Source organism: Phytobacter sp. V69 (genome assembly GCF_965644215.1).
Taxonomy (GTDB): Bacteria; Pseudomonadota; Gammaproteobacteria; order Enterobacterales; family Enterobacteriaceae; genus Phytobacter.
Map to the genome: position 1 here is coordinate 1 of NZ_CBFFRL010000025.1, position 25,381 is coordinate 25,381.

Annotated in this window: 25 protein-coding genes; 10 read left to right on the top strand and 15 right to left on the bottom strand. The window is 54.2% G+C overall.

What is annotated here, in order from left to right; translation table 11 throughout:
* Positions 1-131: 131 nt before the first annotated feature.
* Positions 132-515, top strand: coding sequence for a FlxA-like family protein (locus ACSZPU_RS05460; protein ID WP_498996297.1), 384 nt, complete (start codon positions 132-134; stop codon positions 513-515).
* Here the strand turns inward: ACSZPU_RS05460 and ACSZPU_RS05465 are convergent.
* Positions 506-1,435 carry a LysR family transcriptional regulator gene (locus ACSZPU_RS05465; protein WP_498996300.1) on the bottom strand — a complete coding sequence of 310 codons (930 nt, stop codon included), beginning with the start codon at positions 1,433-1,435 and terminating at the stop codon, positions 506-508. The genes ACSZPU_RS05460 and ACSZPU_RS05465 overlap by 10 nt on opposite strands.
* Before the next feature lie 89 nt (positions 1,436-1,524).
* Between ACSZPU_RS05465 and ACSZPU_RS05470 the strand changes: the two genes are divergently transcribed.
* On the top strand, positions 1,525-2,514 hold the full coding sequence (locus ACSZPU_RS05470) for a bile acid:sodium symporter family protein (protein ID WP_498996302.1): 990 nt from the start codon (positions 1,525-1,527) through the stop codon (positions 2,512-2,514).
* Here ACSZPU_RS05470 and ACSZPU_RS05475 read toward each other — a convergent pair.
* The 3 genes from ACSZPU_RS05475 to zipA all read right to left on the bottom strand — a co-directional run bounded on the left by ACSZPU_RS05475 (position 2,511) and on the right by zipA (position 5,826).
* Positions 2,511-2,726, bottom strand: coding sequence for a DUF3820 family protein (locus ACSZPU_RS05475; protein WP_498996304.1), 216 nt, complete (start codon positions 2,724-2,726; stop codon positions 2,511-2,513). The genes ACSZPU_RS05470 and ACSZPU_RS05475 overlap by 4 nt on opposite strands.
* Positions 2,727-4,742, bottom strand: a complete 2,016-nt coding sequence (gene ligA / locus ACSZPU_RS05480; protein WP_498996307.1) for an NAD-dependent DNA ligase LigA — start codon at positions 4,740-4,742, stop codon at positions 2,727-2,729.
* Between the two features lie 70 nt (positions 4,743-4,812).
* On the bottom strand, positions 4,813-5,826 hold the full coding sequence (zipA, locus tag ACSZPU_RS05485; RefSeq protein ID WP_498996310.1) for a cell division protein ZipA: 1,014 nt from the start codon (positions 5,824-5,826) through the stop codon (positions 4,813-4,815).
* Between the two features lie 230 nt (positions 5,827-6,056).
* Between zipA and cysZ the strand changes: the two genes are divergently transcribed.
* The 5 genes from cysZ (at position 6,057) to crr (ending at position 10,895) form a co-directional block, all read left to right on the top strand.
* Entirely contained in the window at positions 6,057-6,818 is a 762-nt protein-coding gene (gene cysZ, locus ACSZPU_RS05490) for a sulfate transporter CysZ (RefSeq protein ID WP_498996313.1), read from the top strand.
* Between the two features lie 141 nt (positions 6,819-6,959).
* Entirely contained in the window at positions 6,960-7,931 is a 972-nt protein-coding gene (gene cysK, locus ACSZPU_RS05495; RefSeq protein WP_498996316.1) for a cysteine synthase A, read from the top strand.
* A 384-nt stretch (positions 7,932-8,315) separates the two neighbouring features.
* Positions 8,316-8,573: a phosphocarrier protein Hpr gene (gene ptsH / locus ACSZPU_RS05500; RefSeq protein WP_039079738.1), complete on the top strand. Its 258-nt coding sequence runs from the start codon at positions 8,316-8,318 to the stop codon at positions 8,571-8,573.
* A gap of 44 nt (positions 8,574-8,617) precedes the next feature.
* On the top strand, positions 8,618-10,345 hold the full coding sequence (ptsI, locus tag ACSZPU_RS05505) for a phosphoenolpyruvate-protein phosphotransferase PtsI (RefSeq protein WP_498996319.1): 1,728 nt from the start codon (positions 8,618-8,620) through the stop codon (positions 10,343-10,345).
* Between the two features lie 40 nt (positions 10,346-10,385).
* Positions 10,386-10,895: a PTS glucose transporter subunit IIA gene (gene crr, locus ACSZPU_RS05510; RefSeq protein ID WP_039079736.1), complete on the top strand. Its 510-nt coding sequence runs from the start codon at positions 10,386-10,388 to the stop codon at positions 10,893-10,895.
* A gap of 48 nt (positions 10,896-10,943) precedes the next feature.
* On the opposite strand, the gene pdxK is transcribed toward crr, so the two are convergent.
* The 10 genes from pdxK to ACSZPU_RS05560 form a co-directional block, all read right to left on the bottom strand.
* A complete protein-coding gene (gene pdxK / locus ACSZPU_RS05515; protein WP_498996321.1) occupies positions 10,944-11,780 on the bottom strand; it encodes a pyridoxine/pyridoxal/pyridoxamine kinase in 837 nt (278 codons plus the stop codon).
* Positions 11,781-11,782: 2 nt separating this feature from the next.
* Positions 11,783-12,697 (bottom strand): cysteine synthase CysM, encoded by a 915-nt coding sequence (cysM, locus tag ACSZPU_RS05520; protein WP_498996323.1) that lies wholly within the window; start codon positions 12,695-12,697, stop codon positions 11,783-11,785.
* Positions 12,698-12,897: 200 nt separating this feature from the next.
* The gene (gene cysA, locus ACSZPU_RS05525) at positions 12,898-13,992 is read right to left on the bottom strand and encodes a sulfate/thiosulfate ABC transporter ATP-binding protein CysA (protein WP_498996325.1); all 1,095 of its coding nucleotides are present in this window, start codon (positions 13,990-13,992) and stop codon (positions 12,898-12,900) included.
* Positions 13,982-14,857, bottom strand: coding sequence for a sulfate/thiosulfate ABC transporter permease CysW (gene cysW / locus ACSZPU_RS05530; protein WP_498996326.1), 876 nt, complete (start codon positions 14,855-14,857; stop codon positions 13,982-13,984). The genes cysA and cysW overlap by 11 nt, the downstream gene beginning before the upstream one ends.
* On the bottom strand, positions 14,857-15,690 hold the full coding sequence (gene cysT, locus ACSZPU_RS05535; protein WP_498996328.1) for a sulfate/thiosulfate ABC transporter permease CysT: 834 nt from the start codon (positions 15,688-15,690) through the stop codon (positions 14,857-14,859). Before cysT ends, cysW begins: the two co-directional genes overlap by 1 nt.
* A complete protein-coding gene (locus ACSZPU_RS05540) occupies positions 15,690-16,706 on the bottom strand; it encodes a sulfate ABC transporter substrate-binding protein (RefSeq protein WP_498996331.1) in 1,017 nt (338 codons plus the stop codon). Before ACSZPU_RS05540 ends, cysT begins: the two co-directional genes overlap by 1 nt.
* 590 nt (positions 16,707-17,296) lie before the next feature.
* Positions 17,297-18,196: a Dyp-type peroxidase gene (locus ACSZPU_RS05545; protein ID WP_498996333.1), complete on the bottom strand. Its 900-nt coding sequence runs from the start codon at positions 18,194-18,196 to the stop codon at positions 17,297-17,299.
* 93 nt (positions 18,197-18,289) lie between these two features.
* A complete protein-coding gene (locus tag ACSZPU_RS05550) occupies positions 18,290-18,865 on the bottom strand; it encodes an RpoE-regulated lipoprotein (RefSeq protein WP_498996335.1) in 576 nt (191 codons plus the stop codon).
* Between the two features lie 62 nt (positions 18,866-18,927).
* Complete coding sequence (locus ACSZPU_RS05555; RefSeq protein ID WP_498996337.1) at positions 18,928-19,377, bottom strand: DUF2919 domain-containing protein; 450 nt, start codon at positions 19,375-19,377, stop codon at positions 18,928-18,930.
* Positions 19,364-19,789, bottom strand: a complete 426-nt coding sequence (locus ACSZPU_RS05560; protein ID WP_498996340.1) for a GNAT family acetyltransferase — start codon at positions 19,787-19,789, stop codon at positions 19,364-19,366. Before ACSZPU_RS05560 ends, ACSZPU_RS05555 begins: the two co-directional genes overlap by 14 nt.
* Before the next feature lie 212 nt (positions 19,790-20,001).
* Here ACSZPU_RS05560 and amiA point away from each other — a divergent pair, with 212 nt between their 5' ends.
* Together amiA and hemF are read left to right on the top strand one after the other, a co-directional pair.
* Positions 20,002-20,874 carry an N-acetylmuramoyl-L-alanine amidase AmiA gene (gene amiA, locus ACSZPU_RS05565; RefSeq protein WP_498996342.1) on the top strand — a complete coding sequence of 291 codons (873 nt, stop codon included), beginning with the start codon at positions 20,002-20,004 and terminating at the stop codon, positions 20,872-20,874.
* Positions 20,874-21,776 (top strand): oxygen-dependent coproporphyrinogen oxidase, encoded by a 903-nt coding sequence (hemF, locus tag ACSZPU_RS05570; protein WP_498996344.1) that lies wholly within the window; start codon positions 20,874-20,876, stop codon positions 21,774-21,776. Before amiA ends, hemF begins: the two co-directional genes overlap by 1 nt.
* Before the next feature lie 88 nt (positions 21,777-21,864).
* On the opposite strand, the gene maeB is transcribed toward hemF, so the two are convergent.
* On the bottom strand, positions 21,865-24,144 hold the full coding sequence (maeB, locus tag ACSZPU_RS05575) for an NADP-dependent oxaloacetate-decarboxylating malate dehydrogenase (RefSeq protein ID WP_498996347.1): 2,280 nt from the start codon (positions 24,142-24,144) through the stop codon (positions 21,865-21,867).
* Positions 24,145-24,425: 281 nt separating this feature from the next.
* On the opposite strand from maeB, the gene tal reads away from it, so the two are divergent.
* A complete protein-coding gene (tal, locus tag ACSZPU_RS05580; RefSeq protein ID WP_498996349.1) occupies positions 24,426-25,376 on the top strand; it encodes a transaldolase in 951 nt (316 codons plus the stop codon).
* The last annotated feature ends 5 nt before the right edge of the window (positions 25,377-25,381 follow it).

Below are 25,381 nucleotides of genomic sequence, written 5' to 3' on the forward strand. Positions count from 1 at the left end.
TACGGCCTCATTTCTCGCTGCCGTCCAGATCAGATGCATCGCTCTCTGGGCTAAAATCTTGTGACGACACTATCTAGCCAGCCACACATTTTTTTCGCCGTTAATGGTGTTTTGGGCAAGAGGAGTGAAATATGACAACAATTCAGGCAACAACATCGACCGCTATTTCCAGCAGCATCAGCAGTGGTAGTAGTAGCAGCACAAGTAGCACCAGCAGCTCGTCTTCTTCCAGCAGTGACATTGCATCGCAAATCAGCAATATCACGCAGCAAATCGCTAAGCTGACTCAGCAGTTGAAAGAACTGACTACGTCAGACAGTTCCAGTACTGACAAACAGAAACAACAGGAACAGCTGCAGGCGCAAATCCAGCAGCTGCAAGCGCAACTGGCCCAGCTGCAGAACAAGCAGGCTGAGGAAGCGCAGAAAAAAGTTGAAGATAAACAGACCCAGTCCGCTAAAGCAGAAGGTGTTAACAATCCTTCTGATGATCACCAGATCGATATTTATATCTGATTAAACAGCGGGTCTTCTTCTCTGGCCCGGGTTAAACACCGGGCCTGTTCACGCACCACATCCCTTAGCGCCTGCGCGGCCCCCGAAATCGAGCGATTCTTTCGCTGCACCAGCATAATTTTACGTTGAATCTCCGGTTCTAAGCGCTTCACACACAGCTGACTTCCCTGTGGCAACGGTAGCGCCAGCGCGGGCATCACGCTAATTCCGATTCCCGCCTCCACCATCGGAAACAATGTCGCCGGATGCCCAATCTCCTGAACGATAGTGGCTGCAATACTAAACTGAATAAGCGCGGCATCGATCAATGGGCGACTGCCCGAGGCGTAATCCTGTACCACAAGACGCGCGTTTCGCAGCGCCGACCAGGGGACGCTTTGCTGAGTTGCCCAGACGTGATCGTGGCGGCAAAGCAGAAAGAATGGTTCTTGCAGGATCTCTTCGCACTGCAGGTCGCTCACCGGACCGGGATCGATAACTATCCCAAAGTCCACTTCTCCGTGGCGGATGCTCTCAAGCACCCACTGCTGCGGCCTGTCGTGCAGCACAAAGTCGATCTCCGGATAAAGACGATTGCTCCGGGCAATACATTGCGGCATCAAATGTGCCGAAATGGTCTGGCTTGCCGCCACACGCACAGTGCCGGATAACTGCTGTCCCACACGTCCGGCTTCCCGTAGCGTGTTATTCAATTCGTCGAGCAATCTCTCCAGCCTGGCAGCAAGCTGCTGGCCTGCTTCCGTCAGCACCACCTCTCGCGTGGTGCGATCAAGCAGACGAACGCCCGTTTGTAGCTCCAGCTCTTTAACGCTGTGGCTCACGGCTGACTGGCTCAGGCCAATGATATCCCCTGCCCGGCTGAAACTTCTGGCATGCGCGACGGTAACAAACACGCGAAGCTGTCGTAGCGAATAATTCATCTGCTAAATTCATATATGGATGCAATAAATCAATTTTATTTCTCAAAACAAAAAACGCAAAATGTTCGCACCGAATTTCAGGAGTGCTTATGAAACTTTTTCGTGTCCTTGACCCTTTTACACTGACGCTGGTGTGTACCGTCCTGTTGGCCTCTTTCTTCCCGGCCCGCGGCGGGTTTGTTCCCTTCTTTGAAGGACTGACCACAGCAGCCATTGCGCTGTTGTTTTTTATGCATGGCGCGAAACTGTCTCGTGAAGCAATTATCGCCGGGGGAAGCCACTGGCGACTGCACCTGTGGGTGATGTGCAGCACCTTCGTTGTCTTTCCCGTTCTGGGCGTGCTGTTTGTCTGGTGGTCCCCGGTCAACGTAAGCCAGGAACTGTATACCGGCTTCCTCTATCTGTGCATCCTGCCGGCCACCGTGCAGTCGGCAATTGCCTTTACCTCTCTCGCCGGTGGCAATGTTGCGGCCGCGGTCTGCTCCGCCTCTGCTTCCAGCCTGTTAGGTATCTTCCTCTCCCCGTTGCTGGTTGGTCTGTTAATGAATCTGCATGGCGCTGACGGAAGTCTGGAACAGGTTGGCAAAATTATGCTGCAACTGTTGCTGCCGTTTGTCCTGGGGCATCTGTCACGTCCGTGGACGGGGGCGTGGGTGGCACGCAATAAGAAGTGGATTTCGAAAACCGACCAGACATCTATTTTACTGGTGGTCTATTCCGCGTTCAGCGAAGCCGTCGTCAATGGCATCTGGCACAAGGTGGGCGTAGGATCACTGCTGTTTATCGTGCTGTTCAGTATTGTTCTGCTGGCGATTGTCATCGTTATCAATGTCTTCGCAGCCCGTAAATTCGGCTTTAACAAAGCGGATGAAATCACCATTGTGTTCTGCGGTTCCAAGAAAAGTCTGGCCAACGGTATTCCGATGGCCAACATTCTGTTTCCGACGTCAGTGATTGGGATGATGGTGCTGCCGCTGATGATCTTCCATCAGATTCAACTGATGGTCTGTGCGGTGTTGGCTCGTCGTTACAAGCGCCAGACAGAAAAACTGCAGGCGCAGGAAGCGGCCAAAGCCTAGCGGCGTTTCAGGGGCTGCACCAGATGCGTCAGCCCCTCAGTTTTAATGAGTAAAGCCAGCTGCAGCAGTTCGCCAAGATGCCCGGCAGGAAATGTATCCTTACGGGCAAACCACAGCAGATACTCCTCCGGTAAATCAATCAGCTTACGCCCCTGATACTTGCCGAAAGGCATCTCTGTATTTGCAATCTCAATCAGTTGTTCTTTTTCCATTTATACACCCAGCAGTCTTAGCATTTCCGCTTCATCAATCACCTCGATGCCCAGCTCCTGCGCTTTCGCCAGTTTGGAACCTGCGGCTTCACCGGCGATAACCAGATCCGTCTTTTTCGACACGCTGCCCGCTACTTTCGCACCCAGCTCAACCAGACGAGCTTTGGCATCATCGCGGGACATTTGGCTCAGGCTGCCAGTCAGCACCACGGTTTTCCCGGCAAACGGGCTATCAATTTCTTCGGCGTTGATCACCACCGGCGCGGGCCAGTGTACGCCTTCTGCCAACAATTGACCGATCACATCGCGGTTGCTCTCTTCGGCGAAGAAATTGAATACATGCGTGGCCACCACAATCCCCACGTCAGGGACTTTTTGCAGTTCCTCGATGGAGGCCGCCTCAAGGGCTTCAAGGGTACCGAAGTAGGCTGCCAGGCCCGCGGCCGTCGCCTCACCCACTTCACGAATACCCAGCGCATAGAGGAAACGGGCAAAGGTGGTTTCTTTGGCGTTTTCTAGCGCGGTAACCACATTTTGCGCCGATTTCGGCCCCATCCGATCCAGACCCGTCAGCTTACCAGCCGTCAAACGGAACAGGTCGGCTGGGGTGTGGACGTACTCTTTTTCCACCAGTTGGTCGATAATTTTATCGCCCATCCCGTCAACATCCATCGCCCGACGAGAGACAAAGTGTTTCAGCGCTTCTTTACGCTGCGCACCGCAAATCAGGCCGCCCGTACAGCGAGTGACCGATTCGCCTTCAACGCGCTCTACGTCTGAGCCGCAGACCGGGCAGTGAGTCGGGAATTCGATTTCACGAGTGTCATCCGGACGCTCGGATTCCACCACATTGACCACCTGAGGAATCACATCGCCCGCACGGCGAATCACCACTTTGTCGCCAATGCGCAGACCAAGACGAGCAATTTCATCCGCATTATGCAGCGTGGCGTTACTCACCAGAACCCCTGCAACCTGCACCGGTTCCAGGCGCGCAACCGGCGTAATCGCCCCGGTACGACCCACCTGGAATTCAACGTCACGAACAAAGGTCATCTGTTCCTGGGCCGGGAATTTAAAAGCCACCGCCCAACGTGGCGCACGGGCGACGAAGCCAAGCTGCTCCTGCAACGCCAGAGAGTTGACTTTAATCACTACGCCATCGATATCAAAGCCCAGCGTCGGGCGGTCTTCTTCGACCTTATGATAAAAGGCCAGCACCGCCTCCGGCGTGTCGCACAACGTCACTCTGTCGCTGACCGGTAAGCCCCACTCTTTAAAGCGCAATAAACGCCCGAGGTGGGTATCCGGCAGTTCACCGCCTTCAAGCACGCCGACACCGTAACAAAAGAAAGTAAGTGGTCGCTTCGCCGTGATACGCGGGTCGAGCTGACGCAGAGAACCCGCCGCCGCGTTACGTGGGTTAGCAAACACTTTGCCACCGGTACGACGGGCTTCTTCGTTGATCTTTTCAAACCCGGCCTGTGGCAGGAAGACTTCACCACGTACTTCCACGCGCGCTGGAATATTGTCACCGCGCAGTTTCAGGGGGATAGCGCGAATGGTACGCACGTTGGAGGTGATGTCCTCACCGGTGGTGCCATCACCACGCGTTGCGGCGCGCACCAGCACGCCGTTTTCATAGAGGATGCTGACGGCCAGCCCGTCGAGTTTCAGCTCACAGCAGTAGTTCAGCGCATCCGTACTTTTCAGCCGGTCCTGAACGCGCTTGTTGAAGGCGATAAAGCTCTCTTCATCGAAGACGTTATCCAGCGACAGCATCGGGATTTCATGGCGTATCTGATCGAATGCCGTCAGCGGCGCAGCCCCCACACGCTGCGTCGGAGAGTCCGGCGTGATGAGCTCAGGATGCTGCGCCTCGAGTTCACGCAGTTCACGCAACAGCCTGTCGTACTCCGCATCCGGTATCTCAGGCGTATCCATGACATGATAAAGATATTCATGATGGCGAAGAGTGGTTCGTAGTTCAGTGAGTTGTTGTTCGATTGATTCCATGTCACACCATCAATGATAAAAAACCCCCGACGGGCGGGGGTTCTGGGGAATAACGAGGTGACCGTGGCCGTTACGCGTTCGCGTCCCTGACTTCACGGATTCTGTCCTGATACTCGCGCAGCTTCTGCGGCGTCATCATACGACGCTGGTCATCCAGCACCACACCGCCCACTTCATCGGCAATGTACTGCGCGGCTTGCAGCATCAGCTTAAAGTTTTGCAGTTCGTCACCGTAGGACGGCACCTGCATAAACATGGTGACGCCCGGCGTGGTGATCTCACCCATCTGTTCCGGATCGAACGTTCCCGGGTTCACCATATTGGCAAGGCTGAACAGCACAGGACCGCTGCCATCCGGGCTGAGATGACGATGGAAAATGCTCATATCGCCAAACTTGAAGCCAACCTGCTGAATACTGTTGAGCAACAGTTCGCCCTGCAGCTCGCTGCCATGATGCGCTGCGACGTTCATAATAATGACCGTCTCTTTACGCTGCGGTTTTTCCGCTACCGGTGCTTCTTCAACATGCACGGGTTCTGGCTCAGGCTGCGCGACGGGTTCATGATGCGGCGGCTGTGCAGCCGTGAACACGGGTTGCTGCGACGGCTGTACTGGAGCCACAGGCTGAGCGAACTCACGCTCGCGCGGCTGTTGCACCGGCCGCTGCTGCGGCTCCACCTGCGGCGCACGCTGTACCGACTGCACGGGTTGCTGCTGCACGGGTTGTTGCTGCTGCGCGTGACGCTCTTCAGGCTGGGCAGGCGCAGTCGCGCGAGGCTGTGCCGACGCGTACGGAGGTTGATACTGATGCTGTGGTTGCTGACGCGGAGCCTCAGGTTCACTCCCCGCTTTTGGCGGCGCATTCACCCGATGAACGCGGACTTCGCCCACGCTGTCGTCATCTTCTTCGACATCCTCGTCGTAAGCGTCATCGTCATCACGTCGCGACTTCATACGTTTTAACGGTCGATCGCGGAACATAGAGGAACGTTCTTTGCGACTGGTCCAGAAACCGTGAACCAGTAAAGCGATTATGGCGATCGCGCCAACAATGATTAATATCAGACGCAAATCCTGCATCATTATATTCTCTGTTGTTCTAACACCTTGCCAACACGGCAAACATTTACTCACTAAGAGTATTTGCCGATTACGTCAAGTGCAAGTGTACACATGCCTTTCACGGCATAAAGATGAACGAAATCGTGCTTTTTGCTGTTTTTTCGAACATTTCCGAACGGGTTTTTTCGTGCGCAAGTAGATAATATAGGCTTTAACATTTGTGGCTGTAATAAAAGGAGTATAGCCAGGCTATGGTTTCATCTTCCCCGACCTCATCGCATAGCGGCGTTTTTTACTTTTCTCAGGGCTGGAAGCTCATCACGCTGCCAGGTATTCGCCGTTTCGTCATTTTGCCGCTTCTGGTCAACATTGTGTTGATGGGGGGCGCGTTTGCATGGTTATTTACCCGCCTCGACGGCTGGATCCCCGCCCTTATGAGCCACGTGCCCGGCTGGCTACAGTGGCTTAGCTATTTACTCTGGCCCATTGCGGTTATTTCAATCCTGCTGGTGTTTAGCTATTTCTTCTCCACTATCGCCAACTGGATTGCCGCCCCCTTTAATGGCCTGCTCGCCGAACAGCTTGAGGCACGCTTAACCGGTGCAACACCGCCGGATGCTGGGGTGACCGCCATCATCAAAGATATCCCGCGCATTATGAAACGAGAATGGCAAAAGCTCGCCTGGTATCTGCCACGGGCGATCGTGTTACTGCTGCTGTACTTTATTCCGGGTATCGGTCAAACCGTCGCCCCCGTGCTGTGGTTTTTGTTTAGCGCCTGGATGCTGGCAATTCAGTACTGTGACTACCCCTTTGATAATCACAAAGTGCCGTTTAAAGAGATGCGTGTCGCCCTGCGGACACGGAAAGTGATGAACATGCAATTTGGTGCACTAACCAGCCTGTTCACCCTGATTCCTGTGTTGAATCTGGTTGTGATGCCGGTTGCCGTCTGCGGTGCAACAGCGATGTGGGTCGACTGTTATCGAGATAAAAACGCCGTCTGGCGATAAAGGAATTATTCCGGTTCTTATTCCATACTGGTTACCATTATTTCGCCGCAGCATATAGATATGCGAATTCCTTACTTCCCCAGGGACGGTAAGTGGGTATGCTGGGGTGGTTCCCAAATTTCATACAGTTAAGGACAGGCCATGAGTAAGATTTTTGAAGATAACTCGCTGACTATCGGTCATACGCCGCTGGTTCGACTGAACCGTATCGGTAATGGACGCATCCTGGCAAAGGTAGAATCCCGTAACCCGAGCTTCAGCGTTAAATGCCGTATCGGTGCCAATATGATTTGGGATGCCGAAAAACGCGGCGTGCTGAAACCAGGTATCGAACTGGTTGAACCAACCAGCGGTAACACCGGTATTGCCCTGGCATACGTTGCGGCAGCGCGCGGTTATAAACTGACTCTGACCATGCCGGAAACCATGAGCGTTGAACGCCGTAAGCTGCTAAAAGCGCTGGGCGCCAACCTGGTGCTGACCGAGGGCGCAAAAGGCATGAAAGGCGCAATCCAGAAAGCGGAAGAAATTGTTGCCAGCGATCCGGCTAAATATCTGCTGCTGCAGCAGTTTAGTAACCCGGCTAACCCGGAAATCCACGAAAAGACCACCGGCCCGGAAATCTGGGAAGATACCGACGGTCAGGTTGACGTGTTTATCTCGGGCGTAGGTACTGGCGGTACGTTGACTGGCGTTACTCGCTATATTAAAGGCACGAAAGGTAAATCAGACCTGATCGCCGTCGCGGTTGAGCCAACCGACTCTCCGGTTATCTCTCAGGCGCTGGCTGGCGAAGAGCTGAAACCTGGCCCGCACAAAATCCAGGGGATTGGTGCAGGTTTCATTCCTGGCAACCTCGACTTGAAGCTGATCGACAAAGTGGTGAAAATCACCAACGATGAAGCGATCAGTACCGCACGCCGTCTGATGGAAGAAGAAGGCATTCTTGCGGGTATCTCTTCCGGCGCTGCCGTTGCCGCTGCACTGAAACTACAGGAAGACGAAACCTTTACTAACAAGAATATTGTGGTTATCCTGCCTTCCTCCGGTGAGCGTTATTTGAGCACCGCGTTGTTCGCCGATCTGTTTACTGAAAAAGAATTGCAACAGTGATGCCAGATCGTTAAAACAGCGCAAAAAAGCACCTGAGAAGGTGCTTTTTTGTGGCACACGTCAAAGTTTCACCCCTCCTGGCATTGATTAGACTCCTCGGGTCTGGTATTTAACCATCACATTTATTTTGATGCGCGAAATTAATCGGTTTCTGATTTCACGAAGCTGAATCGATTTTATGATTTGGTTCAACTCTCGCTTTCGCGGCATAATGTTTAATGACGTGCGAAACGTCAACGGCCAGAAGCGCCAGCACCGGATCGTGTTTTTTCCACGCTTCTGAGTCGTGTACCGTAACGCCGGCGCTAACGATACAGGCTAAAGTCTTGCCGCCAGGCTAAACTTTAGTTCCACAACACTAAACCTATAAGTTGGGGAAATACAATGTTCCAGCAAGAAGTTACCATTACCGCTCCGAACGGTCTGCACACCCGCCCTGCTGCTCAGTTTGTTAAAGAAGCGAAAGGCTTCACTTCTGAGATCACTGTGACTTCCAATGGCAAAAGCGCCAGCGCAAAAAGCCTGTTCAAACTGCAAACTCTGGGCCTGACTCAGGGTACTGTTGTAACGTTGACCGCAGAAGGCGAAGACGAACAAAAAGCAGTTGAACATCTGGTTAAACTGATGGCAGAGCTCGAGTAATTTTCCGGGTTCTTTTAAAAATCAGTCACAAGTAAGGTAGGGTTATGATTTCAGGCATTTTAGCATCCCCGGGTATCGCTTTTGGCAAAGCTCTTCTGCTGAAAGAAGACGAGATCGTCATTGACCGGAAAAAAATTTCTGCCGATAAGGTTGACCAGGAAGTAGAGCGTTTCCTGAGCGGTCGCGCCAAGGCATCTGCGCAGCTTGAAGCGATCAAAACGAAAGCTGGCGAAACTTTCGGTGAAGAAAAAGAAGCCATCTTCGAAGGCCACATTATGTTGCTCGAAGATGAGGAGCTGGAGCAGGAAATCATAGCCCTGATTAAAGATAAGCACATGACTGCCGACGCGGCGGCTCATGAAGTTATCGAAGGTCAGGCGACTGCCCTTGAAGAGCTGGACGATGAATACCTGAAAGAACGTGCGGCTGACGTACGTGACATCGGTAAGCGTCTGCTGCGTAACATTCTCGGTATGCCTATCATCGACCTGAGCTCCATTCAGGACGAAGTTATTCTGGTTGCCGCTGACCTGACCCCGTCAGAAACCGCACAGTTGAACCTGAACAAGGTCCTCGGTTTCATCACTGACATGGGCGGCCGTACTTCCCACACCTCCATCATGGCGCGTTCTCTGGAACTGCCTGCGATCGTGGGTACGGGCAGCGTCACCTCTCAGGTTAAAAACGACGACTACCTGATTCTCGATGCCGTTAACAACCAGGTTTACGTTAACCCATCAGAAGAACAAGTTGAGACGCTGCGTAACGCGCAAGCTCAGGTTGCCGAAGAGAAAGCTGAACTGGCTAAACTGAAAGACCTGCCGGCTATCACGCTGGACGGTCACCAGGTAGAAGTCTGTGCCAACATCGGTACCGTGCGCGACGTCGCTGGTGCTGAACGTAACGGCGCAGAAGGTGTTGGTCTCTACCGTACCGAATTCCTGTTCATGGATCGTGACTCTCTTCCGACTGAAGAAGAGCAGTTTGCTGCGTACAAAGCGGTTGCAGAAGCCTGTGGCTCCCAGGCCGTGATCGTACGTACCATGGACATTGGCGGTGACAAAGAACTGCCATACATGAATTTCCCGAAAGAAGAAAACCCGTTCCTGGGCTGGCGTGCAGTGCGTATCGCCATGGATCGCAAAGAGATTCTGCGCGACCAGGTACGTGCGATTCTGCGTGCTTCCGCTTTCGGTAAACTGCGCATCATGTTCCCGATGATCATCTCTGTTGAAGAAGTACGTGCACTGAAAAAAGAGATCGAAATCTACAAACAGGAACTGCGTGACGAAGGTAAAGCCTTTGACGAGACAATTGAAGTTGGCGTGATGGTAGAAACCCCTGCCGCGGCCACTATTGCACGTCATTTGGCCAAAGAAGTTGATTTCTTTAGTATCGGTACCAATGATTTAACGCAGTACACCCTGGCAGTTGACCGTGGTAATGATATGATTTCACATCTTTACCAGCCGATGTCACCGTCTGTACTGACTCTCATCAAGCAAGTTATTGATGCATCTCATGCAGAAGGCAAGTGGACCGGTATGTGTGGTGAGCTTGCAGGCGACGAACGTGCTACACTTCTGTTGCTGGGGATGGGTCTGGATGAATTCAGTATGAGTGCCATTTCTATCCCGCGCATTAAGAAGATTATTCGCAATACTAACTTCGAAGATGCGAAGGTTTTAGCAGAGCAGGCTCTTGCCCAACCGACAACGGACGAGTTAATGACGCTGGTTAACAAGTTCATTGAAGAAAAAACAATCTGCTAATCCACGAGATGCGGCCCAAATTACTGCTTAGGAGAAGATCATGGGTTTGTTCGATAAACTGAAATCTCTGGTTTCCGATGATAAAAAAGACACTGGAACCATTGAGATTGTTGCTCCGCTTTCCGGCGAAATCGTCAACATTGAAGATGTTCCGGATGTTGTATTCGCTGAGAAAATCGTTGGTGATGGCATTGCTATCAAACCAACCGGCAACAAAATGGTAGCGCCGGTTGACGGTACTATCGGCAAAATCTTTGAAACCAACCATGCCTTCTCTATCGAATCCGATAGCGGCATTGAGCTGTTCGTTCACTTCGGTATCGACACCGTTGAACTGAAAGGCGAAGGTTTCAAACGCATCGCGGAAGAAGGTCAGCGCGTTAAAGTCGGCGACCCGGTTATTGAATTCGATCTACCACTGCTGGAAGAGAAAGCCAAGTCTACCCTGACTCCGGTTGTTATCTCCAACATGGACGAAATCAAAGAACTGATCAAACTGACTGGCAGCGTCACCGTAGGTGAAACCCCGGTTATTCGCATTAAGAAGTAATTCTTGATGCATATAAAAATGGCACCCTTGCGGTGCCATTTTTGTTTGTTACGCCGGAAGAATCAGCTCGTCGTAACCTTTATCCAGCGTATAACGCATAACGTCAGTGACGCGCGCACCCGCCGCATGCACCGCCTCGGCCAGCGGTTTTCCCTGAACAATATTGCTGACCAGCTCAGAGCAAAACAGATCTCCGGTCCCTTTTAAATCCGCCGAAATACGCGGATGAGCGCTTATTTCTACGCTCTCCTTTGTCACCAGAACCACATGGATGCAGTTCTCATCAGAAGGCACAGGTGCGCTGGTAATGGCGACCCATTTCAGGGTGTCAGAAAGCAGCCCTTTCGCCGCCTCCACCGCGCTTTGCATATCGCGGCACGGTTTACCGCTGAGAATTTCGAGTTCGAAAACGTTCGGGGTAATCCCCTGCGCCAGCGGCAACAAATGCTGGCAATAGGCTTCGGGAATTTCAGGCTTCACGTACATACCGCTGTCGATGTCGCCAATCACCGGATCGACAAGCACCGGCAGGAGCGGATGCTTTTCCTTGAGGATTTTCAGCCACTGCGCCAGAAGCGCAATCTGGCTGGCGCTACCCATATAGCCCGTAGTTACCGCTTTCAGTTCACGCAGGATGTCACGCTCTTCCAGCGCCAGCAAATAGCCGCTAAACCATTCATCGGGGATGATGCCGCCGTAAAAGGTATCGTAATGCGGCGTGTTACTGAAAAGCACGGTAGGCACCGCCGTGACGCTCAGCTGGTGCTGGCGGATATTGGGTACCGCGATGCTGTTACCTACGCTGCCATACACTACCTGTGACTGCACAGCGACAATATCAGTCTGCTGCGCACGGGTTTTGTCCCTGAATAAGATCATTTCCATACTTAGATCCCTGCTCCCTGTGAATAGCTTTCTTCGCCAAATACGCCCGTTGAGAGATAACGATCGCCACGATCGCAGATGATGGCGACCACAACCGCCCCTGGAGTGGCCTTCGCCACACGTAGCGCACCCGCAACCGCACCGCCCGAACTCACGCCGCAGAAAATGCCTTCCTGCACCGCCAGCGCGCGCATCGTGTTCTCAGCATCACGCTGATGAATATCCAGCACTTCATCCACCAGCGCAGCGTTGAAGATGCCCGGCATGTATTCGGCAGGCCAGCGGCGGATACCCGGGATACTGCTACCCTCTTCCGGCTGTAGGCCAACAATGGTGACCGGTTTCGCCTGCTCACGCAGAAAACGTGACACCCCGGTGATCGTCCCGGTCGTGCCCATACTGGAGACAAAATGGGTAATACGCCCGGCGGTTTGTTGCCAGATTTCCGGCCCGGTGCTGGTGTAGTGCGCGTAGGGATTATCGGGATTATTGAACTGATCCAGCAGTTTGCCTTTACCACGCTGAGACATGGCCAGGGCAAGGTCGCGCGCACCTTCCATGCCCTGCTCTTTAGTCACCAGAATCAGATCGGCACCGTAGGCACGCATCGCCGCGCGACGTTCCTGGCTCATGTTGTCCGGCATTAGCAGCTTCATGCGGTAGCCTTTCAGGGCCGCAATCATGGCCAGCGCAATACCGGTGTTGCCACTGGTCGCCTCGATCAGCACATCGCCCGGTTTGATTTCGCCGCGCTTTTCCGCCTGCACAATCATGGATAACGCGGCCCTGTCTTTGACCGATCCCGCCGGGTTATTGCCTTCCAGTTTGACCCAAATTTCACTGCCATTATCCGGCCCCAGACGCTGGAGCTTAACCAGCGGCGTATTGCCGATGGTGTCTTCTAATGTGTTGTTCACGCACCTTGTCCAATAAAAAAGCCCGGTCGCGCATTCGCTTACCGGGCCTACGGATAAGTGCATTCTGGTGCCCTCACCCCATCCCTCTCCCACCAGGAGAGGGCGCAAACACTAAAAACAGCTGAGGGCTGTTTTGCATTTACCGCGTAGGCCGGGTAAGCGCAGCGCCACCCGGCAACAATTTCTGATGCAATAACCTATCAGGCAGACTCGGCGAGAGCAAGCTCCTCGCGGTTCTCAATGCGCTCATTACCGAAATAGAGACGCGCATTTTGCAGCCCGACAAACAGACGCTCGCCACGGTGCGGGGCATCATCACCACGCATCACTACGGTCAATACATCGTCATGCCAGCCAAGCGGCTGCACCACCAGTTGGGTGTAATGGCCTTTCGGGCTCGCTTCCAGCACCTGCACCGGTAGCGGTGAGTCAAGGTTGGTACGACGGCTCACCTCCACCTCCCATGGGCGTAAAAACAGGTCGACATCACCCTGATGCGCGGTGGTATACCCCAGCGGCCAGCGGTGTGCGCCGACGTGGAACTGCCCGCCATGCACGGTGCCTTTCAGGCGATTCACCTCGCCCATAAACTCCAGCACAAAGCGGGTCGCCGGTTCACGCCAAACTGTGTCCGGCGCGTCAGCTTGTTCAATATTCCCCTGGCTCATGACCACCACCCGGTCTGCCACTTCCATGGCCTCCTCCTGGTCATGGGTCACGAAGACGCTGGTAAATTTCAGCTCTTCGTGTAACTGACGTAACCAACGGCGCAGCTCTTTACGCACCTGCGCATCCAGCGCGCCGAAAGGTTCATCCAGCAGCAGAATTTGCGGCTCCACCGCCAGCGCACGCGCCAAGGCAACGCGCTGTTTCTGACCACCGGACAGCTGTGCCGGGAAACGATCCGCCAGGTGTGCCAGTTGCACCATCTCCAGCAACTGCGTCACTTTCGCCTTGATAGCGGCCGCATTCGGGCGCTCACGCTTAGGCAATACCGTCAGGCCAAAGGCGATGTTGTCGAACACCGTCATATGGCGAAACAGCGCATAGTGCTGAAACACGAAACCGACTTTACGTTCGCGCGCATGCAGACGGCTAACTTCCGTACCGTGGAAACGAATACGTCCGCTGGTCTGGTGTTCCAGACCGGCAATAATACGCAGCAGCGTGGTTTTGCCAGACCCGGAAGGGCCAAGCAGCGCCACCATCTGGCCAGACGGGATATCCAGAGAGATATCATTCAGCACCTGGGTGCGACCAAAAGACTTCTTAATATTGGCAATCTCAATGCTCATGATTTCCCTCCTGCTGCGCGCGTTTTTCCTGATTTTCCAGACGCCACTGCACAGCACTCTTCAAAAACAACGTCACAATAGCCATCAATGTCAGCAGGGCCGCGGCGGTAAAGGAACCAACCGTGTTGTAATCCTGCTCCAGTAATTCAATTTGCAGCGGTAACGACAGGGTTTCCCCACGGATCGAACCGGATACCACCGACACCGCGCCAAACTCGCCAATCGCACGGGCGTTGGTCAGCACCACGCCATAGAGTAGCGCCCAGCGAATATTCGGCAGGGTGACACGCTTAAACATTTGCCAGCCGGATGCGCCAAGCAGAATGGCCGCTTCATCTTCCTGGCTGCCCTGGCTTAACATCACCGGTACTAACTCGCGAACCACAAACGGGCAGGTCACAAAGATGGTCACCAACACCATGCCCGGCCAGGCAAACATGATTTGCAGGTTATGCGCGTCAAGCCATGGACCAAGCGGGCCATTAGAACCGTAAAACAGCAGATAGACCAGACCAGCCACCACCGGCGAGACCGCAAACGGAATGTCGAGCAGCGTGAGCAATAACTGGCGTCCCGGGAAATCGAAGCGCGTAACCAGCCAGGCCAGCAGCGTGCCGAAAACGAGGTTTACCGGCACAGAAATCAGCGCAATCAGGACCGTCAGCCAGATGGCGTGCAGCATATCCGGGTCGGCCAGGTTTTGCAGAATCGGCCCGAGACCTTTGCTGAACGCCTGCACAAAGATATAAACCATCGGCACCAGCAGGATAAAGGCGGAAACCACCATCCCCAGGCCGATCAGAAACCATTTGCCCCAGTTTACGCGGGGCCTGTCGTAGCGTTTCAATTCAGTAACTTCCGCCATTAGTGACCTACCACACGTCGACCAAAGCGACTTTGCAGCGTATTGATGGAGAACAGCAGCAGCAGCGACGCCGCCAGAATCACTGACGCAATCGCACTGGCTGCCGGGTAATCAAACTCCTGCAAACGCACAAAAATCATCAGCGAGGTCACTTCCGTTTTCCACGCAATATTCCCGGCGATAAAGATTACCGCGCCAAACTCGCCCAGACTGCGGGTAAACGAGAGCGCGACACCCGCCAGCAATGCCGGTGACAGTTCCGGCAGCACCACTTTGCGAAAGCTCTGAAAGCGCGTTGCCCCCAGCGTTTCCGCCGCTTCTTCATATTCAGGACCGAGCTCTTCCAGCACGGGCTGAACGGTACGCACCACAAACGGGATGCTGGTGAAGGCCATCGCCACCGCGATACCGAGCCAGGTATAGGTCACTTTGATATCGAACTTCGCCAGCCACTCGCCGTAAAAGCCGTTGACCGAAAACAGCGAAGCCAGCGTCAGGCCCGCAACCGCCGTCGGCAGGGCAAACGGCAGGTCCATCAGCGCATCCAGCAGCGTGCGCCCCGGAAAGCGATAGCGGGTTAAAATCCACGCCATCAGCAAACCAAAAGCACCGTTAAAAATGGATGCCACAAACGCCGATAGCAGCGTCACTTTGTACGCGGCGACAACCTGCGGGTTGGTGATAACATCCCAGTACTGCGCCCAGCTCATTTGCGCCAGCTGCATCACCAGCGCGCTTAAGGGCAAAAGCAGAATCAAACAGACGAACAGCAGGCTGGTCCCGAGACTTAAGGTAAAGCCCGGCAGCACACGCTTTGATGCAACAGCAAACATTACTTACGCCCCGCCGCCAACAGTTTGTCTAACTCACCGCCACTGGCGAAATGTGTTTTCATCACATCAGGCCAACTGCCGAATTTATCTTCCACGCGGAACAATTCGGTCTGCGGGAATTTATCTTTCAGTTTGTCCATCACCTGCGGGTTATTCACGCGGTAGTAGAAGTCGGTGATGATAGTCTGTGCCTGCGGGCTGTAAAGATAATTGAGATAAGCTTTCGCCGCTTTCTCCGTGCCGTTGGCTTCCACGTTTTTATCGACCCACGCAACCGGGAATTCCGCCAGAATGTTGGTCTTCGGAATCACCACTTCAAAGCCCTGATCTTCGTATTGCTTACGGATGTTGTTCACTTCCGATTCAAAGCTGATCAGCACATCGCCCAGGCCTCGCTCCGCGAAGGTGGTTGTCGCACCGCGACCGCCGGTATCAAATACTTCGACATTTTTCAGGAACTGGGTCATGAACTGCTCGGTTTTGGCTTTATCGCCGCCGTCCGCTTTGTCCGCAGCGCCCCACGCGCCTAAATAGGTATAACGGGCGTTACCGGAAGTTTTCGGGTTCGGGAAAATCAGCTTCACATCAGAACGTACCAGATCGCTCCAGTCGTGGATGTTTTTCGGGTTGCCCTTACGCACCAGGAAACCCATGGTGGAGTAGAACGGTGAACTGTTGTTCGGCAAACGGCTCTGCCAGTCCGCCGGGATCAGGTTGCCCTTGTCATGCAGGATCTGCACGTCGGTCACCTGGTTGTAGGTCACGACGTCGGCTTTCAGCCCCTGCAAAATCGCCAGCGCCTGCTTGGAGGAGCCCGCGTGAGATTGTTTAATCGTCAGCGTGTCGCCCGCGTTATCTTTCGCCCATTGCTGCTCAAACGGGGTATTGAGGGCGGCAAACAGCTCGCGTGAAACATCATAGGAACTGTTTAACAACTCCGTTGCCTGCGCCTGGGAGACCAACAAGGTCATCGCTGCCAGCGTCAGATATCCTTTTTTCAGTAAGTTAACGGCCATTGCGCACCCTTATAAGATGATGACGATACAAGCATCAGTTTATTTATAACGCGTGTGAAACCAGTAACGGTTTTATATACCGTTTGGTGCTTTGGAAGTTGAAAAGGGAATAAGGGTGCAGCCTGTTGCCCTCTCCCACAGGGATGAGGAATCCTCAGTAATATTACGTTTTACAGCGATAACACCGCGTAATGAGAATAAAACAGGTACAGCGATGACAGGGTCCGGCTGAAAATCGATGAGGCGTTGACGGCTGACCGGGGCCGCCCGCAGGGACGCGGGCAGAGGGGATAGCCTACAAGGACGTAGGCTGGTCCCCGACCCGAAAGTCAGACGGCATAAGACGAGTGGACCGCGAAGCGGCGATTTTCCTGGCCGGGAGCCCGGGTCGCCAGGGTGGTGGCGATGAGCCACCCTGGCACGTTCACGGGTTCTGTCGCGATAGAAAAGCAAAGAACATAAGGTGAACGGAATGACCACCAGAACCGCATTTTCCCCCTCACCCTGACCCTCTCCCTCAGGGAGAGGGAACCGAGCGTGCTCGCATTTTTTGTGGGGATCCCTCACCCCATAGGGAGAGAGAAAGGGACTTACAGCGACAGCAGGCGCTCTACAGAAGGGGCAAAGTAGTAGCCACCGGTTACCGGTTTGGTGAAACGCAGCATCGCGTCGCGTTTACCATCAGCGTCGCCAAACATGCTCAGCAGCTGCTGCTCAATGTTATATAAGCGCGCGCAATAGGCACAGAAATAGAGACCGTGAGTTCCGCTGGCGGTACCATACGGCAGGCTTTGGCGCACAATTTTAAGGCCTTTGCCGTCTTCTTTTAAATCGACGCGGGTCAGGTGAGATGTGACCGGACGATCGTCGCCGTCAATCTCTTCGTTCGCTTCTTTGGTGCGACCAATCATCATCTCCTGATCGCCCACGCTCATGCGATTAAGCTGCTTGAGGTTATGTTCCCAACGCTGCACCAGCACATAGCTGCCGCCCGCATCCACGCCGTCTTTGATAACGGCGACATCGCGACGCTTCTCTTCGCCTGACGGGTTTTCGGTGCCATCGACGAAGCCACTCAGATCGCGATCTTCAACCCAGCGGAAACCGTGAGTCTCTTCTTCCACCTCAAGGGCATCGCCAAACGCGGCCAGTGCGGCCTGGGCGACGGAAAAATTGATGTCATGGCGCAGAGAGAGGATATGGATCAGCACATCGAACTGTGTGGCCGGTGCCAGGCCTTTGCCCAGCGGGGTAAAGTTTTTGAGCTCTTGCGCGCCTTCGCTGCCGCTCAACTCGCGCCAGGTGTCATGCCCAAACGCCACCACCGCACCGAGGGCCGCATCGGGGAATTTTGCCTGCAGCGTCGCCAGATTGTCGGTAAAGACCCGACAACCTTCACGCAGGGCGCTTTTGTCACCCACCACATTCGCTTCAATCCAAATCGCCGCACGGCAATGTTCTGGCAATATGCCGCTCTGAACCTGAGACATCACTCCTCCTGAAAAAAATATGCCACGCAACCGTGGCATTGATGGGGTCCATTGTACCCGTTTTTTATTCAGGACGCGGCGCGTCTGATCAATTTAGCGACGCCAGATAATTTTATGCAGCGTCCAGCTCTTGAGCGCGTCATCCGACGGCATTAATCCTTCCGGTCCATGCCAGTCGCCGGTGAACACATAGCTGATATGCGCACTGTCCGGCGCCTTACACTCAACGCCTTTTACATCGTCGCCCGTTGCGGCGACGCAGTTGCCAAAGGCTTTATCGTAAAGCGCGCTAAACGCGGTTCCCGTTTTGACCCCTTTGGCCGTTGCAATACCGCTATCGAGGACACTCACTTCGCTCACGGTGCCATTCTCGCCATTCACCACCAGCGCGACCTTATCGTCTTTCAGCGCTTCAAAGTAACGAACGATATTGCCTTTGTCGGTTTTCATCCCGCTGCGCAGGTGATAGCTGCCGTTCAGCGCATCGTTGATCGCCTTTTCATCCAACTCGGTATTCGCCGTGATCCCCCCGACGCCCTGCTCATTCACCTCGATAGAGGAGCCGAACCAGTTCCAGGGCAAGGCCGCAGACCAGTTGACCGAAGAGAGCGTTGAGCAGCCGGACAGTGCCAGCGCCAGGGCGCAGACGCTTATACGCAGGGATTTCATCTTTACATCCTTTCTTGTTAACGTGACGGCTATTGGAGTGCCGGAACAGTAAAAAGTGCCCGTTAATGTTCATCCGGGTGAAAACAGGCCCGGCAGCGCGGGTTACTCAGCAGCCACACGAGCGCAATAATATCGGCCACGACAAGCCCCAGCCCGACGCCAGAGATGGCTTCCCCCCTGAGCCACAGCAGTGGCTGCCAGAGCAATAATGTGGCTTGCGCGATAATCAGTAACAGACGCAGCAGGCGCCAGAGACGTGGCAAGAACTGCCTGCGACCGCTCAGTAAAAAAGCGAAGACGGCCGGTACACCCGGTAACAGGCCCAGCCAGAAATTATCATGATCGGGATAAAACAAGGTTAACAGCGCATCGCCCTGCCCCCGCGACGCTGCAGCCATCACAAATAAAACCCAGGTTCGTGCCTGTAACAACAATACACACCAGAACAAAAACGGTAGCCTCAAACGGCCATGACTGTCGTAATCAGCCGGTGAAAACTCAATATTCTTCATCTTCAATCAGGCGCTTACCTAAACTCAGCGAGTCCGTATGCTCATAGCCCAGGCGCTCGTACATGCCCAAAACCACGTCATTGTCTTCACGCACCATGATGTTAATTTTTGGGCAGCCACGGGCAATCAGCTTTTTATCAAGACGGCTTAATAACGCGTTCGCAATACCCCGCCCACGAAATTCCGGATGAACGCCCAGGTAATAGGCCGAACCACGATGTCCGTCGTAGCCACCCATTACGGTACCAACGACCTCACCGTTCACCTCGGCAACCAGAAACAGGCTGACGTCGTGATTAATCTTACGTTCGATGTCCATTTCCGGATCGTTCCACGGGCGCAGCAGTTCGCAGCGCTCCCACAGGGTGATCACTTCTTCGAAGTCTTCCTGGCGAAAAACGCGTATTTCCATGGTGTTACCTGCCCTTTTTCACGGTCAAAGAGAGATTATGGCGCGATGTGCCGCCGTAGCCAATATGCGGCGAAATCGCAGCAGGAAAATGGCGTAATGTCACTCTGTCACGTATTGAAATGAAAAGTAAAACATTTCTTAGTAAGGACTGTCGTAACGGTAAACCCAATACGATATAACTCCAGGGACTATGGATAAAAAGAACAGACTGTATGAGCACTTTCAAACCCTTAAAAATATTCACCTCGCGCCGTCAGGTTCTGAAAGCCGGCCTTGCCGCTTTAACGCTGTCAGGCATGTCGCGGGCCATCGCAAAAGACGATTCATCCCTTAAAACCAGCAACGGCCATAGCCAGCCAAAAGCAAAGAAGGCGGGTTCCCGGCGCATCGTGATGCTCGATCCGGGCCACGGTGGCATTGATACCGGTGCAATAGGTGGCAACGGCTCAAAAGAGAAACACGTTGTGCTGGCCATCGCTAAAAACGTCCGCACTATTCTGCGTAATCGCGGTATTGATGCGCGATTGACACGTACGGGCGATACCTTTATTCCGCTTTACGATCGCGTCGAAATTGCCCACCAGCACGGGGCCGATCTGTTTATGTCGATTCATGCGGACGGTTTTACTAACCCCAGCGCCGCCGGGGCATCGGTCTTTGCGTTGTCCAACCGTGGGGCCAGTAGCGCCATGGCGAAATACCTCTCGGACCGCGAGAACGCCGCCGATGATGTCGCAGGCAAGAAAGCAACAGACAAAGATCATTTGCTACAGCAGGTGCTGTTTGATCTCGTTCAGACCGACACCATCAAAAACAGCCTGACGCTGGGGTCGCATATTCTGCGCCAGATTAAGCCGGTGCACCGCCTGCACAGCCGGAACACGGAACAAGCGGCATTCGTGGTGCTGAAATCCCCTTCTATCCCTTCGGTACTGGTGGAGACCTCGTTTATCACCAACCCGCAGGAAGAGAAGCTGCTGGGCACCACCGCATTTCGTCAAAAGATAGCCAGCGCCATTGCGGACGGTATTATCAGTTACTTTAACTGGTTCGATAATCACAAGGCCCATTCGAAGAAACGCTGATGACCATCCCAGATACCCGCGACGTAAAATCTTTTCTGCTGACGCTGCAGGACGACATTTGCCAACAGCTTGCCGCGCTGGATGGTACGGCTTTCGTTGAAGATAACTGGCAGCGCGAGGCTGGCGGCGGCGGTTGCAGCCGCGTCTTGCGTGATGGCGCTATTTTCGAGCAGGCGGGGGTTAACTTTTCTCACGTCACCGGCAACGCCATGCCCGCTTCGGCAACGGCCCATCGCCCGGAGCTGGCGGGGCGCAGTTTCGAAGCCATGGGAGTTTCCCTGGTGGTGCATCCGCGCAACCCGTACGTGCCGACCAGCCATGCGAACGTGCGCTTTTTTATTGCCGAAAAACCGGGCGCCGACCCGGTCTGGTGGTTTGGCGGTGGCTTCGATTTAACGCCGTTCTACGGTTTTGAAGAGGATGCCATTCACTGGCACCAGACGGCACATGCCCTGTGTCAGCCTTTTGGAGAAGATGTCTATCCACGCTATAAAAAATGGTGCGATGACTATTTCTTCCTTAAGCACCGTAATGAACAGCGCGGCATTGGCGGGCTGTTTTTCGACGATTTGAACACGCCGGATTTCGACACCTGCTTCGCCTTTATGCAGGCCGTTGGCAAAGGTTACACCGATGCCTATCTGCCGATTGTTGAACGCCGTAAAGCCCTGCCCTTTGGCGAACGCGAGCGCGAGTTTCAGCTCTATCGCCGTGGGCGCTACGTGGAGTTCAATCTGGTGTGGGATCGCGGCACGCTGTTTGGCCTGCAAACCGGTGGGCGTAACGAGTCGATTCTCATGTCGATGCCGCCGCTGGTGCGTTGGGAGTACAGCTACCAGCCAGAAGAAGGCAGCCCTGAGGCTGCCTTGAGTGAGTTTATTAAGGTTCGAGACTGGATTTAATTTCCAGCACAATCGCGTAGCCCGGATAAGGCGACCGCCGCATCCGGGAAAACCCCGATGCGCTACGCTTATAGGGGCTACAGGCCCGTTACAACGGCTGCGTCTGCGCCTCTACCACCGCCAGTGCCACCATATTAACGATCCGACGCACAGAGGCGATCGGCGTTAATACGTGCACTGGTTTTGATACCCCCATCAACACCGGCCCCACCGTCACTCCTTCGGAGCTGGATACCCGTAGTAAGTTGTAACTAATACGGGCAGCCTCGACGTTTGGCATGATCAGAATATTCGCTGCGCCTTTCAGCGGGCTATCCGGCATACGCTCATGACGAATGCTTTCCACCAATGCGGCGTCACCATGCATCTCCCCGTCAATCATCAGGTCTGGCGCACGCTCACGCACCAGGTCGAGGGTTTCACGCATTTTTAGTGCCGCAAGTGATTTCGAGGACCCGAACTGCGAATGGGACAACAGCGCCACTTTCGGCTCAATACCAAACCGGCGCACGGTTTCCGCCGCCAGTAAGGTAATCTCCGCCAACTGTTCCGCGCTGGGATCTTCATTCACGTAGGTGTCGGCGATGAAGGTGTTCCCACTTGGCAGCAACAGCGCGTTCATCGCCCCCGCCGCATGCACGCCTTCGCGGTAGCCGAAGATCTCCCGCACAACGCTAAAGTGCTCGTGATAATCCCCGATGGTGCCGCAAATCATCGCATCGGCTTCACCGCGATGAACCATGATCGCGCCAATCACCGTGGTATCGCTGATCACCGCACGCTGCGCCTGCTCCTGAGTGATACCGCGGCGTTTCATGATGCTGAAATACTCGGTCCAGTATTCTTTAAAGCGCGGATCCGACTCATTGTTGACGATCTCAAAGTCAACGTTGGGTCGAATTTGCAGCCCCAGTTTTTGAATACGCATTTCAATAACGCCAGGACGGCCCACCAGAATCGGCTTCGCCAGCCCCAGGGTGATCAGCTCCTGCGTGGCGTGCAGCACGCGCGGCTCTTCCCCTTCGGTCAGCACGACACGTTTTGGCTCCTTACGCGCCTGCGAGAAGATCGGCTTCATAAACAGGTTGGTTTTGTAGACAAACTCGGTGAGCTTATCGACATAAGCGTCAAAATCAGCGATTGGCCGGGTCGCCACCCCGGAATCCATCGCCGCTTTTGCCACCGCAGGGGCGATCTTTACAATCAAACGCGGATCGAACGGTTTCGGAATGATGTAATCCGGGCCAAAGCTCAGATCCTGATCGCCATAGGCGGAGGCCACCACTTCACTCTGCTCGGCGTGCGCCAGTTCGGCAATCGCATGTACTGCCGCCAGCTTCATCTCTTCGTTGATTGCCGTGGCACCTACATCCAGCGCGCCGCGGAAGATGAACGGGAAGCAGAGTACGTTGTTGACCTGGTTAGGGTAATCAGAACGACCAGTGCAGATGATGGCATCCGGGCGGACCTCTTTCGCCAGCGGCGGCAGAATTTCCGGTTCCGGGTTGGCCAGCGCCAGAATCATCGGCTGGCGCGCCATTTTTTTCACCATTTCCTGGGTCAACACTTTCGGCCCGGAGCAGCCGAGGAAAATATCCGCCCCTTCGACCACATCTGCCAGCGTACGTTTGCCGTCATCGTCTACCGCATAGGCCGCTTTGGTTTCCGCCATGTTGGCTTCACGGCCTTTGTAAATCACCCCTTTGGAGTCGCACACCACAATATTGTGTTTCTGCATGCCCAGCGCCACCAGCAGGTTCATACAGGCGATTGCCGCCGCCCCTGCCCCGGAGACCACCATGCGTACGTCAGAGAGATTTTTCTCTACCACGCGCAGGCCGTTCAGAATGGCCGCCGTACTGATGATCGCCGTCCCGTGCTGATCATCGTGAAAAACGGGGATGTTCATGCGTTCGCGCAGTTTTGCCTCAATGTAGAAGCACTCTGGCGCTTTGATATCTTCCAGGTTGATGCCACCGAAGGTCGGCTCCAGCGCCGCCACTACATCGATCAGCTTGTCCGGGTCCTGCTCGTCAACTTCGATATCAAAGACATCGATGCCAGCGAATTTCTTGAACAGTACCCCCTTTCCTTCCATCACCGGTTTTCCGGCGAGGGCGCCAATGTTCCCCAGTCCAAGTACGGCGGTACCATTAGAGACTACGGCAACCAGATTGCCACGCGCCGTGTACTTATAGGCTGCCAGCGGATCTTTCTCGATTTCGAGACACGGAGCCGCAACGCCCGGCGAGTAGGCCAGTGCCAGATCGCGCTGTGTGGCGAGGGGTTTGGTTGGTGACACCTGAATTTTCCCCGGTTGAGGGAATTGGTGGAAATCGAGGGCACTTTGTTTTAGTTGGTCGTCCATTTGCTGTTCCTTAACACGTATCTTTCAGATAATTGAAGCGTGATAACGATCCTGATGCGCCGCCTAGTATGCCTCCTGCCACACCAGCAAACTTTGAACACAACCAAACTCTGACCATGACATAACAAAAATTGCTATCAATTCATAACACCATTGTTACAACCCGCTGAAAGCAAGACGGTCCTCGTCTGCTATGCTTTTTGGTTATGCACCACAAGATTCCGACTACAACACTCTCGAAATCATTCATATAACACCTTGCTTTTTAAAGAGTATTCTCTATGAATCATTTAGACGGCATCAAACAGTTCACCACCGTGGTGGCGGACAGCGGCGATATCGAGTCGATTCGACATTATCAACCCGAGGACGCAACCACCAACCCCTCACTGCTGTTGAAAGCAGCAGGCCTTGAGAGCTACTCCCACCTGATTGCAGACGCGATCGCCTTCGGTAAACAACACGGCAAAACCCAGGAACAACAGGTTGCAGAAGCGTGCGATAAGCTGGCGGTCAATTTTGGCGCGGAAATTCTGAAAAGTGTGCCGGGGCGCGTCTCGACCGAAGTGGATGCCCGCCTCTCTTACGATAAAGAAAAAAGCATCGCCAAAGCCCGCAAACTGGTGCAGCTGTACAAAGATGTCGGGATCGACACCTCACGTATTCTGATCAAACTGGCCTCAACCTGGGAAGGGATCCGCGCGGCGGAAGTTCTCGAAAAAGAGGGGATCAACTGCAACCTGACGCTGCTGTTCTCCTTCGCCCAGGCCCGTGCCTGCGCCGAGGCGGGCGTCTTTTTGATCTCCCCGTTTGTTGGCCGCATCTACGACTGGTATCAACAGCGTAAACCAATGGACCCTTACATCGTGGATGAAGACCCCGGCGTAAAATCCGTGCGCAATATCTACGATTATTTCAAACAGCACCGCTATGAAACCGTGGTAATGGGGGCCAGCTTCCGTCGTACTGAGCAGATATTAGCGCTGGCGGGCTGCGACAGACTGACCATCTCCCCCGACCTGCTCAAAGCCCTGCAGGGGCAGGAAGGCTGCGTTGAACGCAAACTGGTTCCCCCTTCACAAACCTTCCCGCGCCCTGAGCCCCTGACCGAAGCCGAGTTCCGCTGGGAGCACAATCAAGACCCTATGGCGGTGGAAAAACTGTCGGACGGCATCCGCCTGTTCGCCGTTGACCAGCGCAAACTTGAAGATCTGATCGCCGCCAAATTTTAACCTTT

Excerpts from the sequence above, each read along its gene's own strand:
- maeB (WP_498996347.1), bottom strand. The coding sequence starts at position 24,144 with ATGGACGACCAACTAAAACAAAGTGCCCTCGATTTCCACCAATTCCCT.
- ACSZPU_RS05540 (WP_498996331.1), bottom strand. The coding sequence starts at position 16,706 with ATGGCCGTTAACTTACTGAAAAAAGGATATCTGACGCTGGCAGCGATG.
- tal (WP_498996349.1), top strand. The coding sequence starts at position 24,426 with ATGAATCATTTAGACGGCATCAAACAGTTCACCACCGTGGTGGCGGAC.
- cysZ (WP_498996313.1), top strand. The coding sequence starts at position 6,057 with ATGGTTTCATCTTCCCCGACCTCATCGCATAGCGGCGTTTTTTACTTT.
- cysK (WP_498996316.1), top strand. The coding sequence starts at position 6,960 with ATGAGTAAGATTTTTGAAGATAACTCGCTGACTATCGGTCATACGCCG.
- cysT (WP_498996328.1), bottom strand. The coding sequence starts at position 15,690 with ATGTTTGCTGTTGCATCAAAGCGTGTGCTGCCGGGCTTTACCTTAAGT.
- ACSZPU_RS05550 (WP_498996335.1), bottom strand. The coding sequence starts at position 18,865 with ATGAAATCCCTGCGTATAAGCGTCTGCGCCCTGGCGCTGGCACTGTCC.
- ACSZPU_RS05470 (WP_498996302.1), top strand. The coding sequence starts at position 1,525 with ATGAAACTTTTTCGTGTCCTTGACCCTTTTACACTGACGCTGGTGTGT.
- cysA (WP_498996325.1), bottom strand. The coding sequence starts at position 13,992 with ATGAGCATTGAGATTGCCAATATTAAGAAGTCTTTTGGTCGCACCCAG.
- amiA (WP_498996342.1), top strand. The coding sequence starts at position 20,002 with ATGAGCACTTTCAAACCCTTAAAAATATTCACCTCGCGCCGTCAGGTT.
- ACSZPU_RS05545 (WP_498996333.1), bottom strand. The coding sequence starts at position 18,196 with ATGTCTCAGGTTCAGAGCGGCATATTGCCAGAACATTGCCGTGCGGCG.
- ACSZPU_RS05465 (WP_498996300.1), bottom strand. The coding sequence starts at position 1,435 with ATGAATTATTCGCTACGACAGCTTCGCGTGTTTGTTACCGTCGCGCAT.
- cysW (WP_498996326.1), bottom strand. The coding sequence starts at position 14,857 with ATGGCGGAAGTTACTGAATTGAAACGCTACGACAGGCCCCGCGTAAAC.
- ptsH (WP_039079738.1), top strand. The coding sequence starts at position 8,316 with ATGTTCCAGCAAGAAGTTACCATTACCGCTCCGAACGGTCTGCACACC.
- ptsI (WP_498996319.1), top strand. The coding sequence starts at position 8,618 with ATGATTTCAGGCATTTTAGCATCCCCGGGTATCGCTTTTGGCAAAGCT.
- ACSZPU_RS05475 (WP_498996304.1), bottom strand. The coding sequence starts at position 2,726 with ATGGAAAAAGAACAACTGATTGAGATTGCAAATACAGAGATGCCTTTC.
- ACSZPU_RS05555 (WP_498996337.1), bottom strand. The coding sequence starts at position 19,377 with ATGAAGAATATTGAGTTTTCACCGGCTGATTACGACAGTCATGGCCGT.
- ACSZPU_RS05560 (WP_498996340.1), bottom strand. The coding sequence starts at position 19,789 with ATGGAAATACGCGTTTTTCGCCAGGAAGACTTCGAAGAAGTGATCACC.
- pdxK (WP_498996321.1), bottom strand. The coding sequence starts at position 11,780 with ATGGAAATGATCTTATTCAGGGACAAAACCCGTGCGCAGCAGACTGAT.
- zipA (WP_498996310.1), bottom strand. The coding sequence starts at position 5,826 with ATGATGCAGGATTTGCGTCTGATATTAATCATTGTTGGCGCGATCGCC.
- ligA (WP_498996307.1), bottom strand. The coding sequence starts at position 4,742 with ATGGAATCAATCGAACAACAACTCACTGAACTACGAACCACTCTTCGC.
- ACSZPU_RS05460 (WP_498996297.1), top strand. The coding sequence starts at position 132 with ATGACAACAATTCAGGCAACAACATCGACCGCTATTTCCAGCAGCATC.
- crr (WP_039079736.1), top strand. The coding sequence starts at position 10,386 with ATGGGTTTGTTCGATAAACTGAAATCTCTGGTTTCCGATGATAAAAAA.
- hemF (WP_498996344.1), top strand. The coding sequence starts at position 20,874 with ATGACCATCCCAGATACCCGCGACGTAAAATCTTTTCTGCTGACGCTG.